We start from the raw sequence: 14,791 nt of genomic DNA, 5'->3' as shown, positions 1-14,791 counted from the left end.
GCGCCACCCAGCTTTCGCGCACGCTGGAGGACTACCGCCGCAGCAGCCTGGAAGGGCGCTACCCCCGCCCGCAAGACCTGACCCTGCCGCCCGCCTGCCAGAACCAGACTGTCAAATGGCAGCAGCAGACCGCCGACGCTTACGCCTTCACAGTGCAGGACACGGCGGGCGCGGCGCTGGCAGAGGGAAGGGGGCCATAGTGCGTGGTCTTTGCGGCTTCTAGCATTTGACGGTAAGCCCCCTCACCCCTCGCTACGCGAGGCCCTCTCCCACGCGGGGAGAGGGTTACACCCAAGAAGTTGAGAAACGCAGAATTCCGGGGCCGTCGGGCGCGAAGCGCACGGGCCGCACAAGAATTGGGAAACAGCAGCGTCCAGCCCCGTGCAGTTGTGAAACACCGCCCAGTCAGCGAACCCACCGCCATGTGCACAGCGCCAGCGTCGAAGCCCCTGTCCCCCCTGGGGATAGGGGTTGGGGGTTGGGGCCAAAAGCTTAAGCCGAAGCTCCCACAGCCCTGGACTAAACCAGCCCCAGCAGCCCCTCCAACACCACCGCCACCCCATCCTCCTCATTGCTCAGCGTCACCTCGTCGGCGGCGGCGCGGGCCTCGGGATGGGCGTTTCCCATCGCCACGCCGCGCCCGGCCCAGGCCAGCATCTCGGCGTCGTTGGGGGCGTCCCCGAAGGCCAGGGTGTCGGCCTGCGCGATGCCCAGCTTTTCGCACAACCTCGCCAGCCCCCACGCCTTGCTGATGCCCTCGGCGGCGACTTCGACAAAAGCCGCGCCGCTGTGGGTGGCGTGAAAGCCGGGAAGATTCAGCGCCCGCACCGCCGCCAGCAGGTCCGGGGGCGAGACTTCGGGGTGACGCAGCACGAACTTGAGGCTTGGCCCGCTGACCACGTCATCCAGCAGGTGACGGCCCATCGTCGCCGGGTCGCGCTTGTGGTCGCCCTCGGAGGCGAGCTGGGCGTACCCGTCCTGGGCCACGAAGACCTCGCCCGCTTGCCGGATGCTGGCAAAGACCGTTCCCGGCACCCGTTCCGCCACCGCCAGGGCCAGCGCCCGCTGCACCTCCGGCGCGAGGTGGGCCTCGAACAGCACTTCGCCCGTCCCCAGGTGAATGCCGAGGGCGCCGTTGCTGCACAGCGCCCAGCCGTCGAACCCGGCAGCTTCGGCCATGCGCCGCACGCCGACGGGTTGCCGCGCCGTGACCGGAACGACGTGCAGGCCCGCCGCCCGCGCTGCGTCCAGTGCCCGCCGCACACGGGGACTGACGCTCAGGTCGTTTCTCAGCAGGGTTCCGTCGAGGTCGGAGGCAATCAGGCGCACAGGCATGGGCCACAGGCTACGCCCCAAAGCAGGGGCCGTTATGCTCTGTGGGTGAAGACTCGGCGTATGACCCGGTGGGGATGGCGGCAGTGGCTCCGGAGCGGCGTGGGCCTGCTGCTGACCGGGGTGCTGCTCCCGCAGGTCGTGGTGCCGCTGGCGGCCTACGGGCGCATATACGACCGCGCCGAAGACCTCCCCGCCCGGCAGGTGGGGCTGGTGCTGGGCACGAGCAAATACCTCGCCAGCGGGCGCGTGAACCGCTATTACCTCTACCGCATAGACGCCGCCGAGGCCGCGTACCGGGCGGGCAAGGTGCGGGTGCTGCTGCTGAGCGGCGACAACGGCAGCGAGTACTACGACGAACCGACCACCATGCAGCATGACCTAATCGAGCGCGGGATTCCCGCCGAGCGGCTGGTGCTGGACTACGCGGGCTTTCGCACCCTCGACAGCGTGGTGCGGGCCGCCGAGGTCTTCGGCACGCGGCAGTTCACCGTCATCAGTCAGCCGTTTCACAACGAACGGGCCATTTTTCTGGCACGCACGCGGGGCCTGGACGCCATCGGTCTGAATGCCCGCGACGTGACCGGGCGCAGTGGTGTGCGGGTGCAACTGCGTGAAGTCCTGGCCCGCGTCCGCGCCGTGCTGGACGTGCTGAGCGGCAAGGGGCCGAAGTTCCTGGGCGACCCGGTGCCGCTGCCGGATGAGGAAGGCGGCGCTTGAGGGTCAGGCAGCCCAACCAAACCGCGAATAGACCGTTCGACTGGGCGAGTCGAAAACCACGTCCCCATCGGGATTTTTAGTAGCAGCATGCAAGACATTGACAAAGCCTGCATATCGGGCTATTCTTTTTGTCATAACCGCTCCGAGTGAGCGGATTTTTTATTGCCTCCTCCGAAACACCTTTCCGGTACTTCTCTCCGGCGCTAGAGCACCAACGCCCGCGCCGTACCGCCGAGCCGGTCCCAGAGGGTAAAAGCGGCCCGCGCTCCCGGCTTGATCCAGCCTTCGTCGTCCCAGCCTGCGGCGAGGGCCGCGCCCCGCGTGTGTGCCCACAGCACGTCTTCGGCGCTAAGGGCCTCGGCGGGGGCCAGAGGTAGGCCGTCCTCGCCCAGCCGGGTCGTGGCGGCGGCGAAGTTGGCCTGAAGGTCGGGCGGCGACACGGGCGCGTCGCTGCCGAACGCCAGAATCGCCCCGGCGTCCCGCAGCGCCCGGTAAGCGTGGCTGGTGGCTTCGCCGTGCGGCAACAGGTCACGAATCATGGCGGCGTCGCCCTGAAGGTGGATGGGCTGCACGCTGGCGACCAGCCCCCGAAAGCGCGGCAAGTCGGCGGGGCGCACGTGCTGGGCGTGTTCGACGCGCATACGAATGCCGCGTGCCTCGGCCTCGGGGCGCAACTGGTCGTAGGCGTTCAGCACCTCGGTGTTGGCCCGGTCCCCGATGGCGTGGGTTACCGGAGTCAGGCCCAGCCGCAGCGCCTCGCGCCCCCGCTCGACGATCAGTTCGGGCGAGTCGAGCGCGATGCCCGTGCCGGAACCGTCGGCAAACCCCGGCGCGTGCAGCCAGGCGGTGCGGCTGCCGAGTGCGCCGTCGGCAAAGAACTTGACCCCGCCCCACTGAAACAGGCCGCCGGGCACGCGGCTCAGGCCCAGCGCCGACGCCGCTTCCAGCCGTTCGTGCGGCAGGCAGACCCAGACCCGCAGCGGCAACTCGCCCCGCGCCGCCAGGGTTTGCAGGGCCAGCGGCGCGTCGGGCGACTCGGCGGCCATCGTGTGCGTGCTGACATAGCCGCGTGCCGCGAGGTCGTCTGCGCCAGCGCGGGCGTAGGCCAGCCAGTCGGCCTCGCTGGGCGGGGGCAGCAGGGCGCTGACCAGACCCGCCGCGTTTTCCTGCAAGCAGCCCAGCGGGTGAACGATGTGCCCGCCTTCCGGGTCGGGCGTCGCCTCCGTCACTCCGGCCCGCCGCAGCGCCTCGCTGTTGACCCAGACCATGTGACGGTCACGCGAGCGCAGCAGCACGGGATGGTGCGGGCTGACCGCGTCCAGGTCGGCGGCGGTGGGATAACCCGCCACCCCCAGTTCCGAGAGCAGAAAGCCGCTGCCCTCAATCCACGCGCCTGCCGGAGTGCGCGCCACCCGCTCGGCCAGTTTCGACTGCACCTGCGCCACACTCTGCACGCCCTGAAGGTCGAGCTGACTGAGACTGGCCCCGTACGCCACCAGATGCGTGTGCGCGTCGCACAGGCCCGGCGTCAGCAGCAGGTCGCGGCAGTCGCGCACCTCGGCGCGGGGGGCCAGGGCGCGGAGGTCTTCACGGGTGCCCACCGCCAGCACCCGACCGCCGCCGACCAGCACGGCTTCGGCCTGGGGACGCTGGGGGTCGAGAGTGGTCACCTGGGCCAGCAGGAGGGTCAGCGGTGAGGTGGTCATAGGCTCCAGGGTAGGCCAAAAGGAACAGGCGGGCAGCCCGAACCTGGGACCATCCCGCCTGTTCAGAGTCGTTTTCAGCGGCTCAGGTCGTACCCTGTCACTTTTTTCCCGGCGCGGGGGTTGGCCCCGCTGAGCGGCTGGGCGCGGTCATACAGGTTCCAACCCTGCTCCACAGTCAGCGTGGGCAGCAGTTCTTCCCCGGCTCCGGGAAGGTTCTGCGGCACCTTGAGCGCCGGAATCTCGCCGCCACGCGGGCTGAAGATCAGCCACTGGCTGTTGCGGGCCACCGTCTCGCCGGGGTCGTAGGTCGCGTTGTTGTTGCGGTCGTCGAAGGCGATGACCTGATAAACCCCGATGACGTCGGGCAAAGAGGGCAGGTCCACCCCGAAGGCCGACCCCGGTTGCAGCGGCGTTTGGGTCAGGGTGGAGGTGTTGGTCAGCAGGTTGGGCAGCCCGGCCCCCACCAGCGCCAGCCGGAGATTGGCCCCGGTCCAGTCGCCGCGCAGGGTGCCGCTCAGGTCATAGTCGCCCGGAGCCTTGACGGTCTGCTTGCCGCACGAGGCCAGTGCCAGCAGCGGCAGCAACAGGAAGGTTTGTTTCATGACGCGCCTCATTTGCTCTTGGTCAGGATGCGGACGCGCAGAATCTGGTCGGCTTCCGCGCCCTCGACCGGGGCACCGTCCGCGCCGCTGGTGCGGGTCAGTTTGGGCAGCACGTCATCCCCGGTCACGACCTTGCCGAAAATGGTGTGCATTCCGTTGAGGTGCGAGGTCTGGTCGAAGGTGATGAAAAACTGCGAGCCGTTGGTGGCGGGGCCGCTGTTCGCCATCGCCAGAATGCCGCTGCCGTCGAAGGTCAGCTTGGAGCGGAATTCGTCAGCGAACTGGTACCCAGGGCCGCCCGTGCCCCAGGCGTCCTTCTTGGCGGGGTCGGTGCTCTGGGGGTCGCCCCCCTGCGCCATGAAGCCGTCGATGACGCGGTGAAAGCGCGTGCCGTCATAGAAGCGGTTGCGGGCCAGCGTCACGAAGTTGTTGACGGTGACGGGCGTTTCCTGCTCGTAGAGGTCGAGCAGAATCTGGCCCTTGCTGGTGTCCATCAGGGCGTAGTAGTCCTGCCCTTCTTGCAGGCTCATGGCGGGTTCGGCCTTGAACTCTCGCACGGGCTTTTCGGTCAGGGGCGCGACCTCGGTGTAGCCCGCCGGAATGGGGCCGGGGGTCGTGACCGCCGTATCGGTCTGGGTTTCGGTGGTGGTCGTTTCGGTTTTGGTTTCGGTGGTCGTCTCGGTCTTGTTCTGGCAGGCACTCAGGACGAGCAGGCCGCCGAGCAGCAGGGCCACAGTGGGGGTCTTCATGCCCCTTAGTGTACGGGTCGGCGATGAGGAAAAGCAGGCGAGGGGTGGCCCACAACTGAGCGAAGCGGCCCGGAAACTGGTAGCTTGCGGGATGTGATTGTGACCATAGACGGCGTGGCGGCCAGCGGCAAATCCAGCGTATCGGGCGGCGTGGCCCGTGCCCTGGGCATTCCGTATGTCAGCAGCGGTCTGCTCTACCGCGCCGCGACCCTGCTGGGCCTGGAAGCCCGCCTGGATTTGGCTGAAGCGGCTCCCCTGCTGGCGCACCTCCGAACGCTGCCGCTGCGCCTGGAACCGCTGGCCGAGGGCAACCGCATCTGGACAGGCGAGCGCGACCTGACCTGGGAACTGCACCAGAGCGCCGTGGACGCGGGTGTAAGTACCGTGGCGGCCCACCCCAAAATCCGCGCCTGGGTGGACGAGCAGCTTCGGCAGTTGCCCCCGCCTTTCGTGGCCGAGGGGCGCGACATGGGCACGAACGTGTTTCCGCAGGCGCAGGCCAAGTTCTACCTGACCGCCAGCCCCCGCATCCGCGCCGAGCGCCGCAGTGCCGAGCGCCCCGAGGACGTGGACGCGATTGAGGCCGCCCTGATAGAGCGTGACGCCAGAGACACCGTGCAAAGCGCCCCCGCCCCCGACGCCCGCGTGATCGACACCGGGCCGCTGACGCTGGAAGAAGTGATTGACGAGATTTTGCGGGGCGTCAGGGGCTGAGGGGTGAGCGTGGAGGGCTGAGGGAAGAGAGCGAGGGGCGACCTCCGCATGGGGCCGCCCCTTTTTTGTCGGATTTTCAGACCTTCAGACTTGCTCGCCGCGCAAGAACTCCACCGCGTCTGCCGCCGTGTAGCCCGGCTTCCAGCTGCCGAGTTCGGTCAGGCCGTCGCCGCTGGTCAGCAGGGACTTTTCCACGTCACCGTTCTTTTGCACTTGCGGCAGCCCTGCGTCGGCCATCAGCGCGTTGCACAGGCACTTGCGGCCCACCGTGTCCTCAATTTTGCCGCCCTTGGCGACGTACTGGTCTACGGGTTCGGCGGCGCAGCGCCAGCCCACTTTGCCTGCCTTGCCCTCGCCCGTTTCCCAGTAGGCTTCGCGCAGGTAGCCGATGTCGCAGATGCGCTGGCGGGCGGCGTAGACCTCGGGGTTGGAGAGGGTTTCGGGCAGTTGCACCACCTTGAAGGGAAAGCCCGTGGGCGAGGCCAGCGGGTCGGTGTAGACCGACAGGTTGCCCTCCTGCACGCGCCCCAGCACCTCGGCCTGCAGTTCGTCGCGGATGCCCGCTTCCTTGGCGTAGGCAAACAGCGTGCCGACCTGAATGCCCGCCGCGCCCTCGGCAAGCGCGTCTTGCAGCCCGCCGCGTTTGCCGTAGCCGCCCGCCAGCCAGAAGGGCAGGCCGAATTTCCGCATCTCGGCCAGGTCGCACACGTCGCGCTCGCCGTAGATGGGTTGCCCGAGGTCGTCGAGTTCGTAGTTGCCGCGTGGGGGCGCGTTGTGACCGCCAGCGGTGGGGCCTTCAATGACGAAGCCGTCGATTTCGCCCGTTTTCTTGCGGAGCATCGCGCCCGCCAGCACATGCGAGGTGATGATGGGGTAGAACTTGGGCCGCACGGTGGTCATTCCCGCAAAGCCGTACTCGGCGGGGTCGAGCGTCACGCTGGGGGTCTCGCCCTGGGGGTCGCCCTTCACGCTCAGTTTGAAGGTGCCGGGCCGACCCGCCGAGAGGTTGTCGAGCGCGGCAGGCACTTCACGCGGAATCCCCGCGCCCATAATCACGGTGTCTACGCCCGCCAGCATCGCGCCGTACAGGGCGGGCATGGTCATCAGTTCCAGCTTGGTCAGCAGGTTCAGGCCCACGGGGTTGTCGTGGCCTTCGCGGGCCAGCCAGACCTCCACGAAGCCGCCCGCGATAGACAGTTCCCAGGCCAGTTTGTGGTTGCGGTGGGTGGGCAGCGCGATACGGGCGTAAGGCTTGTGCGGCTCCTTGCCGCCTTCGATGAAGTATTTGGCGATGATTTCCTGCGCCTTGTCCTGGTTGGGGTAGGCGGCCAGGGCGCGGCGGACGTGGCCTTCCGGGTCGCCGTCTTGCAAGCGCCTGACCAGCACGTTGTCGATGCCCGTGCCCGACACCACGCCGAGTTCGCCGGTACGCGAAACAGCCTGGGCCAGTCGCCAGTCGGAAACGGCCACACCCATGCCGCCCTGAATAATCTGGGGCAGACGGGCGGGGGCGAAGGAAGAGGCCTGAGCCGTCGAGGAAGCCGGAGTCTGCGTCATATCAGTCATGATTCACCTGGCCTCCCGGCTGCCGGGCAACGCGCCGCGACACGGGGCCAACATCAGTATCCCTGGCAACGCGACCCGGCACCGCCAACTTGAGACGCGGTCAAAAGGTGTGACGTGTTGCGATTGATGGTCGGGGGGGCCAGTGGTCGGGGGGGCCGCTGCGCCCGCCACGCCGGAGCGGGCTGCTAGGATGGGCAGACGTTGCCCCGCAAGGGACAGAAGGCGTGCCGACTCGGCAGCAAGACTTGGCGAAGTTGGTCCCGCTTTTTTTTCGAGGAACACATGCCCACTTACCTCTACAAAGACCTGGAAACCGGCGAAATCTACGAACTCGTGCAGAGCATGCGCGACGAACCCTACACCACCCACCCCGAGACGGGCGCGGCCATCAAGCGCGTGCTGGCGCGGCCTGCCATCGCCTTCAAAGGCAGCGGCTTTTACGCCAACGACTCGCGTCCCAAGTCCAGCGAAGGGGGCGGCGGCGAGTGAAGCCGCTTCGCGCCGCCGCCCTGTCGGTGCTCCTACTCGCTGCGGCGGGGGGCGCGTATCTGGTCGGGCGGGTGTCTGCCCAGCAGGCGCTGGTGACGCCCGACGAAATCAACACCGTGGAAATCGTGCAGTCGGCGCTGCCCGCCGTGGTGCGCCTCGACGTGCGCCTGCGCAAAGAAGCGCTGCAACCCGGCGACGACCCCATCGAAGTCGGGTCGGGGTTCTTTTACAAGCGCGACCTGATCGTGACGAACTACCACGTCATTCAGGACCAGGAAGCCATCACGGTGACGCTCTCCAACGGGCGACAGGCGACGGCGCGGGTGGAGGCGGTGGACCCCGGCATCGACATCGCGCTGCTGCGGGTGCAGGGCGTGACCGCTCCCAAAACCCTGGCCTTCGGGGACAGTGCGCGGCTGGTGCCGGGGCAGAAACTGGTGGTCATCGGCTCGCCGCTGCGGTTCCAGAACTTCGTCAGCACCGGGATTTTCAGCGTACTGGCGAGTGCCCGCGACGTGCCGCGTGACGACGGCATCGCCCAGGAAGTCGGGCAGTACGTCGCCACCACCGCCAGCATCCAGAACGGCAACTCCGGCGGCCCGGTCCTTGACTCGCGGGGCGCGGTCGTGGCGGTCGCCGATGCCAACGCTGCGCCGAACGTGGCGGTGGCGGGCATGATTGGCCTCGCCTTGCCCAGCGACCTGGTGGCCCAGAGCGTGAGCGACCTGGAGCAGGTGGGCGTTCCGCAGCGCGGGACCCTGGGGGCCACGCTGGTCGACCTGGACAGCCTGGAACCCGCCCTGCGCGAATTCGCGGGGCTGACGAGTGCCGAGGGTGCCCTGGTGGACGAGGTCGAGGCAGGCAGCGCCGCCGCCCGCGCCGACCTGCGCGGCAGCCTCCGCAACGCCAAGGGGCAACTGCTGGCCCCGCTGGGCGACGTGATTGTGGCCGTAGACGGCGTGCGCGTGCAGAACTCCTTCGATGTGGTGCGCCTGGTCGCCGCCAAGCGCCCCGGCGACACCGTGACCCTGACCCTGTGGCGCGAGGGCCGACAGGTCAAGGTGCCCGTCACCCTGCTCAAGCGCACAGGGGAGTAAGCGCAGCGCACGGAGAGAGCAGGGCAAAGGGAGGGGGGTGGAGGGCAGCAACTCTCCATCCTTCTCCCTTCACCCTCTACACTCTCCCCTGATGTATGTCGTGGTCGAAGGCCCTATCGGAGTCGGCAAAACGAGCCTCGCGCAGCGGCTGGCGCGGCGGGCGGGGGCCGAACTGAACCTCGAAGTCGTGGAGGAAAATCCCTTCCTGGCGCGTTTTTACGAGCAGCCGGACGCCTACGCTTTTCAGGTGCAGGCGTTCTTTCTGCTCTCGCGCTTCAAGCAGCTCTCGCAACTGTGGCAGCCGGGGCTGTACCGCCCGGAGGTGGTCAGCGACTACCTGTTCGACAAGGATTTCATCTTCGCGTCCATGAACCTGCGTGACGCCGAATTCGACCTGTATCAGGACCTCTACAGCCACCTCTCGCCCCGGCTGCCCACCCCCGACCTGGTGGTGTACCTGCGGGCCGACACGCCCGAACTGCTGCGCCGCATCGCCAAGCGGGGCCGTCCCTTCGAGCACGACATGAAGGCCGAGTATCTGGCCGACCTGACCGGGCGCTACGACGACTATTTCCGCAACTATGCCCACCCACACCTGATTCTGAACGCCGAGGGCTACGACTTCGTGGCGAACGAGGCCGACGAACAGGCCATTTTTGCCCAGATAGACGCGGCGCTGGCCCAGGCGACAGGAAATCCCTGATGTACGTCGCCGTCTCGGGCAACATCGGCAGCGGCAAAAGCACCCTCACGCGGATGCTCTCGGAGAGGTACGGCCTGCGCCCGGTCTACGAACCCTACGCCGAAAACCCCTATCTGGAAGACTTTTACCGCGACATGCGGCAGTTTTCCTTTCACAGCCAGATTTATTTTCTGTCTCGCCGCCTGGAGCAACACCTCGGCATGGTGACGGGAGCGCGGTACGTCATCCAAGACCGCACGGTGTTCGAGGACGCCAACATTTTTGCCCGCAACCTCTACGAATCGGGCCACATGAGCGGGCGCGACTGGCAGACGTATCAGGCGCTCTACCAGGGCGTGCTGCCCGCGCTGCGCGTGCCTGACCTGCTGGTTCACATTGACGCCGGACTGCCCACCCTGCGCTGGCGCATTGCCCAGCGGGGGCGCGACTACGAACGGGACATTCCCGACGAGTATCTGGCGGGCCTGAATCGGCTGTACGGCGACTGGGTGGGCCGCTTCGACCTGTGCCCGGTGCTGCGTGTGGACGGCGACCAGCTCGACTTCGTGCATGACCCGCAGGCTTTCGAGTGGGTCTGCGGACGGGTGCAGGCGCACGGCTACGGGCTGCCGCTGCTGCCCTGATACCGCTTGAATCCCGCAGTAGAGGATTCAATCCGACTGGAAGGAGTGGGAAAGAATGCGGATTTCGCGGTATGGAAGCGCAGGCGGTGTTGTTGCACCTGTGCTGGAATGGAGCGGAATCCGTGTGAGCCTTTACCCTTTTCCCTCTACCCTCTACCCTCTACCCCATGCGCCTCCACGACCTTGCCGCCGAACTTCAGCTCCCGCCCCCCGCTGCCCCCGACACCGAAGTGACGGGCGTGACCCACAACGCCGCCTGGGTGCAGCCCGGCTTCGCCTTCGTGGCGATTCGCGGGGCCAAGTTCGACGGGCATAGCTTCATCGAGCAGGCGCGGGCAGCGGGCGCGGTGGCGGTTCTGGGTGAGGGGCTGCGCGACGGGGAAACTCCGGCGCTGCCTTACCTGACCGTGCCCCAGGCCCGGCAAGCCCTGGCCGATGCCGCCGCCGCCATCGCCGGGCACCCCAGTCGGGCGCTGAAAGTGGTGGGGATTACCGGAACCGACGGCAAGACCACGACCAGTTGGCTGACCCGGCATCTGCTGCGCTCGGCGGGCTTGCCGACGGGGCTGCTGAGTACGGTCGGCTACGAACTGCCCGACGGCGAGTTGCGGCATTTTCCGGCGCACTTCACCACGCCCGAAGCGCCTCAGGTGCAGCAGACGTTGGGCGACATGGTGCAGGCAGGCGCGGCGGCGGTGGTGCTGGAGGCCAGCAGTCACGCCCTGGCGCTGGAGCGGGTGCGCGGTGTGGACTGGGACGTGGCGGTGTGGACGCACCTGAGCAGCGAACACCTCGACTTTCACGGCACGCTGGACAACTACTTCGCCGACAAGCGCAAACTGGTCGAGCGTGCCCGCTTCGCCGTGCTGAACGTGGACGACCCCTGGACCGCACAACTGCGCGGGATCGCCCCGCAGGAAACGACCTACAGCGCCGAGGGGCAGCACGCCGACTGGCAGGCGCACGACATCGAGGAGCGCCACAGCGGGCTGCATTTCCGCGTGACCTCGCCGCTGGGCGAATTCGCCGCCGAGCTGCCGATGATAGGGCGCTTCAACGTCGCCAACGCGCTGGCGGGCATGGCGGCAGCGGCGCATCTGGGCGCGGGCGCAGAGGCGCTACGAACGGGACTGGCGTCCTTCCGGGGCGTGCCGGGGCGCATGGAGCTGGTGCCGGGCGGGGCCATACCGGGCGGAGCAGGGCAACCCCGCGTCATCGTGGATTTCGCCCACACGCCGCCCAGTCTGGAAAAGGCACTGTCCACCCTGCGGGCGACGACGGCAGGCAAATTGTGGGTGGTCATCGGCTCAGCGGGCGGGCCGCGTGACCCCTCCAAGCGTGCGCCGCTGGGCGAAGTCGCCACCCGGCTGGCCGACCACGCCGTCTTCACCGAGGAAGACTGCCGCGACACCCATATTCAGGACATCCTGGCCGAAATGGAGCGCGGCGCGGGCGAACGCCAGAATTTCCGCAGCATCGCTGACCGCCGTGAGGCCATTCGCCACGCCCTGCGCGAGGCAGCCGGGGGCGACACCGTGCTGCTGGCAGGCAAGGGGCCGGAAGACACCCTGGAACGCGCCACCGAAACGCTGCCCTGGAACGAGGTGCAGGAGGCGCGGGAGGCCCTGGCGCTGCGGGGCTAAAAACCCTCCGGCTGCTCTACACTGCCCTAATGATGCAAGACGCCGACGCCCTGCTGGTCATTGATGTGCTGGACGAAGACGCGGGTCTGGCCGACGTGGAAGACGGACGGGGCCGCACCTTTCAACTCCCCGCCGAGTGGCTGCCCCAGGCCGCCGACGGCGCAGGCTACCGCGTGACGGGCGGGGCAGGCACGCTGACCTTTACCCCCGACCCGGAAGCGCCCCGACTGCTGCGCGAGCGGAGCAAACAGACCCTGCTGGACTTCGCCGACAACCCTGCCGATGCCCCGGAGGAGCGCGCATGAGGCAAGTCGTCGTCATTCCCGACCTGCACGGGCGCGTGGACCTGCTGCAAAGTGCCCTGAACCTTTACCCCGACGCCCATTACCTGTGCCTGGGTGACGCCATCGACCGGGGGCCGCACAGCCTGCCGACGGTGGAACTGCTGCTGGAACTGCACGCGGCGGGCCGCGCCACCCTGCTGATGGGCAACCACGAGCGCATGGCGATGGAAGGGCCGCGCTGGTACCGCGATTACCTGGGCACACACGACATGGGCGATTACCGCAAGGCGATGGAGGGTTACCAGTGGTGGATGCGCGCCGGGGGCGACAGCGTGCGCCGCGAACTCGGCGGCCTGACGCTGGAGCAGTTTCCCGAACTGCTGGCTCGCTACCTGTACCTGCCCGACCTGAAACGGGTGGTCTACGTCACCGCCGACGGGGCCATCCACGACGAAGCGCCCTCGCAGCCGAGCGTGCTGGTGTCGCACGCCGCGCCCCCGGTGGCCCACCAGACCCACCCCAACCCGCTCTCGGCGGCGCTGTGGCTGCGGCCTTTCGAGGGGCCTTTTCCCATGCCCGACGGCGTGGTGTACAGCCTGCACGGGCATACCCCGGTGCGCCAGCCCACCCGACTGGCCCGGCACGTCTACGTCGACCTGGGCGCCTACGAAACGGGTCGCCTCGCGCTGGTCGAAATCGGCAATCCGCAGGAACGGCCCACCATCCGCGTGTTGCAGGGCAGCGGTTCTCCCGAAACCGGGCGCAAGTACATGCACTTCGGTGAGCCGATGCCCTCCGAGGAAGTCCGGATGACCCAGCCTCGCCCGGCGGCAGACCAGAGTTCACCCTGGTAAAACCCGGATGGTGGGGCGGCGTCACCCCCACAGAGACGCCAAAAAGCCGGGAGCAGACCGGGCAGCGTTCTATGCTTTGAAGGTCCCTGCAAGCCGCTTCCTCTCCCCCATTTCCAAGGAGTCGCCATGTCCCAGACAGCCCCCGCCGCCCTGTCCGACCACAACCTGATTCTGGATACCGACAGCTACAAGTCCAGCCACTTCCTCCAGTACCCGCAGGGGATGACCCGCATCTTCAGTTATCTGGAGTCTCGCGGCGGCAAGTACCCCGCGACCCGCTTTTTCGGGTTGCAGTACATCCTGGACAAGTACTTGACCCGGCGCGTGACGGCTGCCGACGTGGAGGAAGCCCGCGCCCTCATCGAAGCGCACGGCGAACCCTTTCCCTACGACGGTTGGATGCGGGTGGTCAATGTTCACGGCGGTAAGCTCCCGCTGGAAATCCGCGCCGTGCCGGAGGGGACGCTGGTGCCCATCCACAACGTGCTGATGAGCTGCACCAACACCGACCCCGAACTCCCGTGGCTGGTCGGCTGGTTCGAGACCATGCTGATGCGCGTGTGGTATCCCACCACCGTCTGCACGCAGAGCTACTACATTCGCGAAATCATCCGGGGGGCGCTGGAAACAACCTCTGACCGCGCCGCCGACGAACTGCCCTTCAAGCTGCACGACTTCGGCAGCCGGGGCGTGAGCAGCCGCGAGAGCGCTGGAATTGGCGGGCTGGCGCATCTGGTCAACTTTCAGGGCAGCGACACGCTGGAAGCCCTGCGCGTGGGCCGCAACCACTACGACGCCGATATTGCCGGATTCAGCATCCCCGCCGCCGAGCACAGCACCATCACCAGTTGGGGCAAGGAACACGAGGTAGACGCCTACCGCAACATGGTGCGGCAATTCGGCAAGCCGGGCGGCATTTTTGCCGTGGTGTCCGACAGTTACGACCTCAAGCACGCCATCAACGTCCACTGGGGCGAAACGCTGCGGAAGGAAGTCGAGGAAAGCGGCGCGACGTTGGTGGTGCGCCCCGACAGTGGCGACCCCCCCGCGATGGTTCGCATGGCGGTCAATGCGCTGGCGGCGAAGTACGGCACCACCACCAACTCCAAGGGCTTTAAGGTGCTGAACACTGTGCGCGTGATTCAGGGCGACGGCATAGACGAACAGACCATTCGCCAGATTTTGCAGAACTTGGAAGTGGACGGGTTCAGCGCCGAAAACGTGAGCTTTGGCATGGGCGGGGCACTGCTGCAAAAGGTTGACCGCGACACCCAGCGCTTCGCCTACAAAGCCAGCGCGGGCGTGGTCGACGGCGAATACCGGGGCATTTACAAAGACCCCGTGACCGACCCCGGCAAGCGCAGCAAAGACGGCGTGCTGGACTTGGTGGAAGAGGGCGGGCGCATGGTGACCAAGCAGTACCGCACTTTCGACACCGATTTCCCCGGCTCGCTGATGCGCGTGGTGTACCGGGATGGAGAATTGCTGGTGCGGGACGGGTTGGAAGTGGTGCGGGCCAGAGGTTGAATGCGCGTTCAGGACATGCTGGGCATTCAGTTTCACGGTGGCAATATTTGCTATGCGTGGCTGCCCGACCCGAATAAGCCACTTGAGGAGCAAAAAGACCAGCTTGACCGCTGCTTGGTAGAAGTCTTTTACCCCCCTGGTTTCGTGCTGGAAGTCGGTTACTACGACGAAACCGGCTTGGC

At 67.3% G+C, this 14,791-nt stretch carries 15 protein-coding genes and 1 pseudogene; 11 read left to right on the top strand and 5 right to left on the bottom strand.

Annotated elements, in window-relative coordinates; translation table 11 throughout:
• Positions 1–200, top strand: a pseudogene (locus Q4C89_RS03880) (hypothetical protein); the annotation flags it as partial.
• 319 nt (positions 201–519) lie between these two features.
• Here the strand turns inward: Q4C89_RS03880 and Q4C89_RS03875 are convergent.
• Positions 520–1,335: a Cof-type HAD-IIB family hydrolase gene (locus Q4C89_RS03875; RefSeq protein ID WP_303101289.1), complete on the bottom strand. Its 816-nt coding sequence runs from the start codon at positions 1,333–1,335 to the stop codon at positions 520–522.
• Positions 1,336–1,395: 60 nt separating this feature from the next.
• Between Q4C89_RS03875 and Q4C89_RS03870 the strand changes: the two genes are divergently transcribed.
• On the top strand, positions 1,396–2,052 hold the full coding sequence (locus Q4C89_RS03870; RefSeq protein ID WP_303101288.1) for a vancomycin high temperature exclusion protein: 657 nt from the start codon (positions 1,396–1,398) through the stop codon (positions 2,050–2,052).
• Between the two features lie 203 nt (positions 2,053–2,255).
• Here Q4C89_RS03870 and Q4C89_RS03865 read toward each other — a convergent pair whose 3' ends face one another.
• The 3 genes from Q4C89_RS03865 to Q4C89_RS03855 form a co-directional block, all read right to left on the bottom strand.
• Positions 2,256–3,758: an amidohydrolase gene (locus tag Q4C89_RS03865; protein WP_303101287.1), complete on the bottom strand. Its 1,503-nt coding sequence runs from the start codon at positions 3,756–3,758 to the stop codon at positions 2,256–2,258.
• A gap of 74 nt (positions 3,759–3,832) precedes the next feature.
• Complete coding sequence (locus Q4C89_RS03860) at positions 3,833–4,360, bottom strand: hypothetical protein (protein ID WP_303101286.1); 528 nt, start codon at positions 4,358–4,360, stop codon at positions 3,833–3,835.
• A gap of 8 nt (positions 4,361–4,368) precedes the next feature.
• A complete protein-coding gene (locus Q4C89_RS03855) occupies positions 4,369–5,109 on the bottom strand; it encodes a peptidylprolyl isomerase (protein ID WP_303101285.1) in 741 nt (246 codons plus the stop codon).
• 93 nt (positions 5,110–5,202) lie between these two features.
• Here Q4C89_RS03855 and cmk point away from each other — a divergent pair, with 93 nt between their 5' ends.
• Positions 5,203–5,823: a (d)CMP kinase gene (gene cmk / locus Q4C89_RS03850; RefSeq protein WP_303101284.1), complete on the top strand. Its 621-nt coding sequence runs from the start codon at positions 5,203–5,205 to the stop codon at positions 5,821–5,823.
• A gap of 84 nt (positions 5,824–5,907) precedes the next feature.
• Here cmk and Q4C89_RS03845 read toward each other — a convergent pair whose 3' ends face one another.
• Positions 5,908–7,389, bottom strand: coding sequence for a nitronate monooxygenase (locus tag Q4C89_RS03845; protein ID WP_303101283.1), 1,482 nt, complete (start codon positions 7,387–7,389; stop codon positions 5,908–5,910).
• 282 nt (positions 7,390–7,671) lie between these two features.
• Between Q4C89_RS03845 and Q4C89_RS03840 the strand changes: the two genes are divergently transcribed.
• The 8 genes from Q4C89_RS03840 (at position 7,672) to Q4C89_RS03805 (ending at position 14,609) form a co-directional block, all read left to right on the top strand.
• On the top strand, positions 7,672–7,878 hold the full coding sequence (locus Q4C89_RS03840) for an FmdB family zinc ribbon protein (RefSeq protein ID WP_303101282.1): 207 nt from the start codon (positions 7,672–7,674) through the stop codon (positions 7,876–7,878).
• Complete coding sequence (locus Q4C89_RS03835) at positions 7,875–8,975, top strand: S1C family serine protease (protein WP_303101281.1); 1,101 nt, start codon at positions 7,875–7,877, stop codon at positions 8,973–8,975. Before Q4C89_RS03840 ends, Q4C89_RS03835 begins: the two co-directional genes overlap by 4 nt.
• Before the next feature lie 91 nt (positions 8,976–9,066).
• Positions 9,067–9,678: a deoxynucleoside kinase gene (locus Q4C89_RS03830; protein ID WP_303101280.1), complete on the top strand. Its 612-nt coding sequence runs from the start codon at positions 9,067–9,069 to the stop codon at positions 9,676–9,678.
• Positions 9,678–10,301 (top strand): deoxynucleoside kinase, encoded by a 624-nt coding sequence (locus Q4C89_RS03825; protein ID WP_303101279.1) that lies wholly within the window; start codon positions 9,678–9,680, stop codon positions 10,299–10,301. The genes Q4C89_RS03830 and Q4C89_RS03825 overlap by 1 nt, the downstream gene beginning before the upstream one ends.
• 167 nt (positions 10,302–10,468) lie before the next feature.
• Positions 10,469–11,944 (top strand): UDP-N-acetylmuramoyl-L-alanyl-D-glutamate--2,6-diaminopimelate ligase, encoded by a 1,476-nt coding sequence (locus Q4C89_RS03820; protein WP_303101278.1) that lies wholly within the window; start codon positions 10,469–10,471, stop codon positions 11,942–11,944.
• 29 nt (positions 11,945–11,973) lie between these two features.
• Complete coding sequence (locus Q4C89_RS03815) at positions 11,974–12,249, top strand: hypothetical protein (RefSeq protein ID WP_303101277.1); 276 nt, start codon at positions 11,974–11,976, stop codon at positions 12,247–12,249.
• Positions 12,246–13,082: a metallophosphoesterase gene (locus Q4C89_RS03810; RefSeq protein WP_303101276.1), complete on the top strand. Its 837-nt coding sequence runs from the start codon at positions 12,246–12,248 to the stop codon at positions 13,080–13,082. The genes Q4C89_RS03815 and Q4C89_RS03810 overlap by 4 nt, the downstream gene beginning before the upstream one ends.
• Before the next feature lie 126 nt (positions 13,083–13,208).
• Positions 13,209–14,609, top strand: a complete 1,401-nt coding sequence (locus Q4C89_RS03805) for a nicotinate phosphoribosyltransferase (protein ID WP_303101275.1) — start codon at positions 13,209–13,211, stop codon at positions 14,607–14,609.
• Positions 14,610–14,791 lie beyond the last annotated feature (182 nt).

It is taken from the genome of Deinococcus sp. (assembly GCF_030523985.1).
GTDB lineage: Bacteria > Deinococcota > Deinococci > Deinococcales > Deinococcaceae > Deinococcus.
The sequence above is the reverse complement of the archived record's forward strand: the minus strand, read 5'-3'. Positions and strand labels throughout refer to the sequence as shown.

Coding starts and splice junctions, on each gene's coding strand:
- Q4C89_RS03875 (WP_303101289.1), bottom strand. CDS start 1,335: ATGCCTGTGCGCCTGATTGCCTCCGACCTCGACGGAACCCTGCTGAGA.
- Q4C89_RS03870 (WP_303101288.1), top strand. CDS start 1,396: ATGACCCGGTGGGGATGGCGGCAGTGGCTCCGGAGCGGCGTGGGCCTG.
- Q4C89_RS03825 (WP_303101279.1), top strand. CDS start 9,678: ATGTACGTCGCCGTCTCGGGCAACATCGGCAGCGGCAAAAGCACCCTC.
- Q4C89_RS03810 (WP_303101276.1), top strand. CDS start 12,246: ATGAGGCAAGTCGTCGTCATTCCCGACCTGCACGGGCGCGTGGACCTG.
- Q4C89_RS03830 (WP_303101280.1), top strand. CDS start 9,067: ATGTATGTCGTGGTCGAAGGCCCTATCGGAGTCGGCAAAACGAGCCTC.
- Q4C89_RS03855 (WP_303101285.1), bottom strand. CDS start 5,109: ATGAAGACCCCCACTGTGGCCCTGCTGCTCGGCGGCCTGCTCGTCCTG.
- Q4C89_RS03840 (WP_303101282.1), top strand. CDS start 7,672: ATGCCCACTTACCTCTACAAAGACCTGGAAACCGGCGAAATCTACGAA.
- Q4C89_RS03805 (WP_303101275.1), top strand. CDS start 13,209: ATGTCCCAGACAGCCCCCGCCGCCCTGTCCGACCACAACCTGATTCTG.
- Q4C89_RS03865 (WP_303101287.1), bottom strand. CDS start 3,758: ATGACCACCTCACCGCTGACCCTCCTGCTGGCCCAGGTGACCACTCTC.
- Q4C89_RS03815 (WP_303101277.1), top strand. CDS start 11,974: ATGATGCAAGACGCCGACGCCCTGCTGGTCATTGATGTGCTGGACGAA.
- Q4C89_RS03820 (WP_303101278.1), top strand. CDS start 10,469: ATGCGCCTCCACGACCTTGCCGCCGAACTTCAGCTCCCGCCCCCCGCT.
- Q4C89_RS03845 (WP_303101283.1), bottom strand. CDS start 7,389: ATGACTGATATGACGCAGACTCCGGCTTCCTCGACGGCTCAGGCCTCT.
- Q4C89_RS03860 (WP_303101286.1), bottom strand. CDS start 4,360: ATGAAACAAACCTTCCTGTTGCTGCCGCTGCTGGCACTGGCCTCGTGC.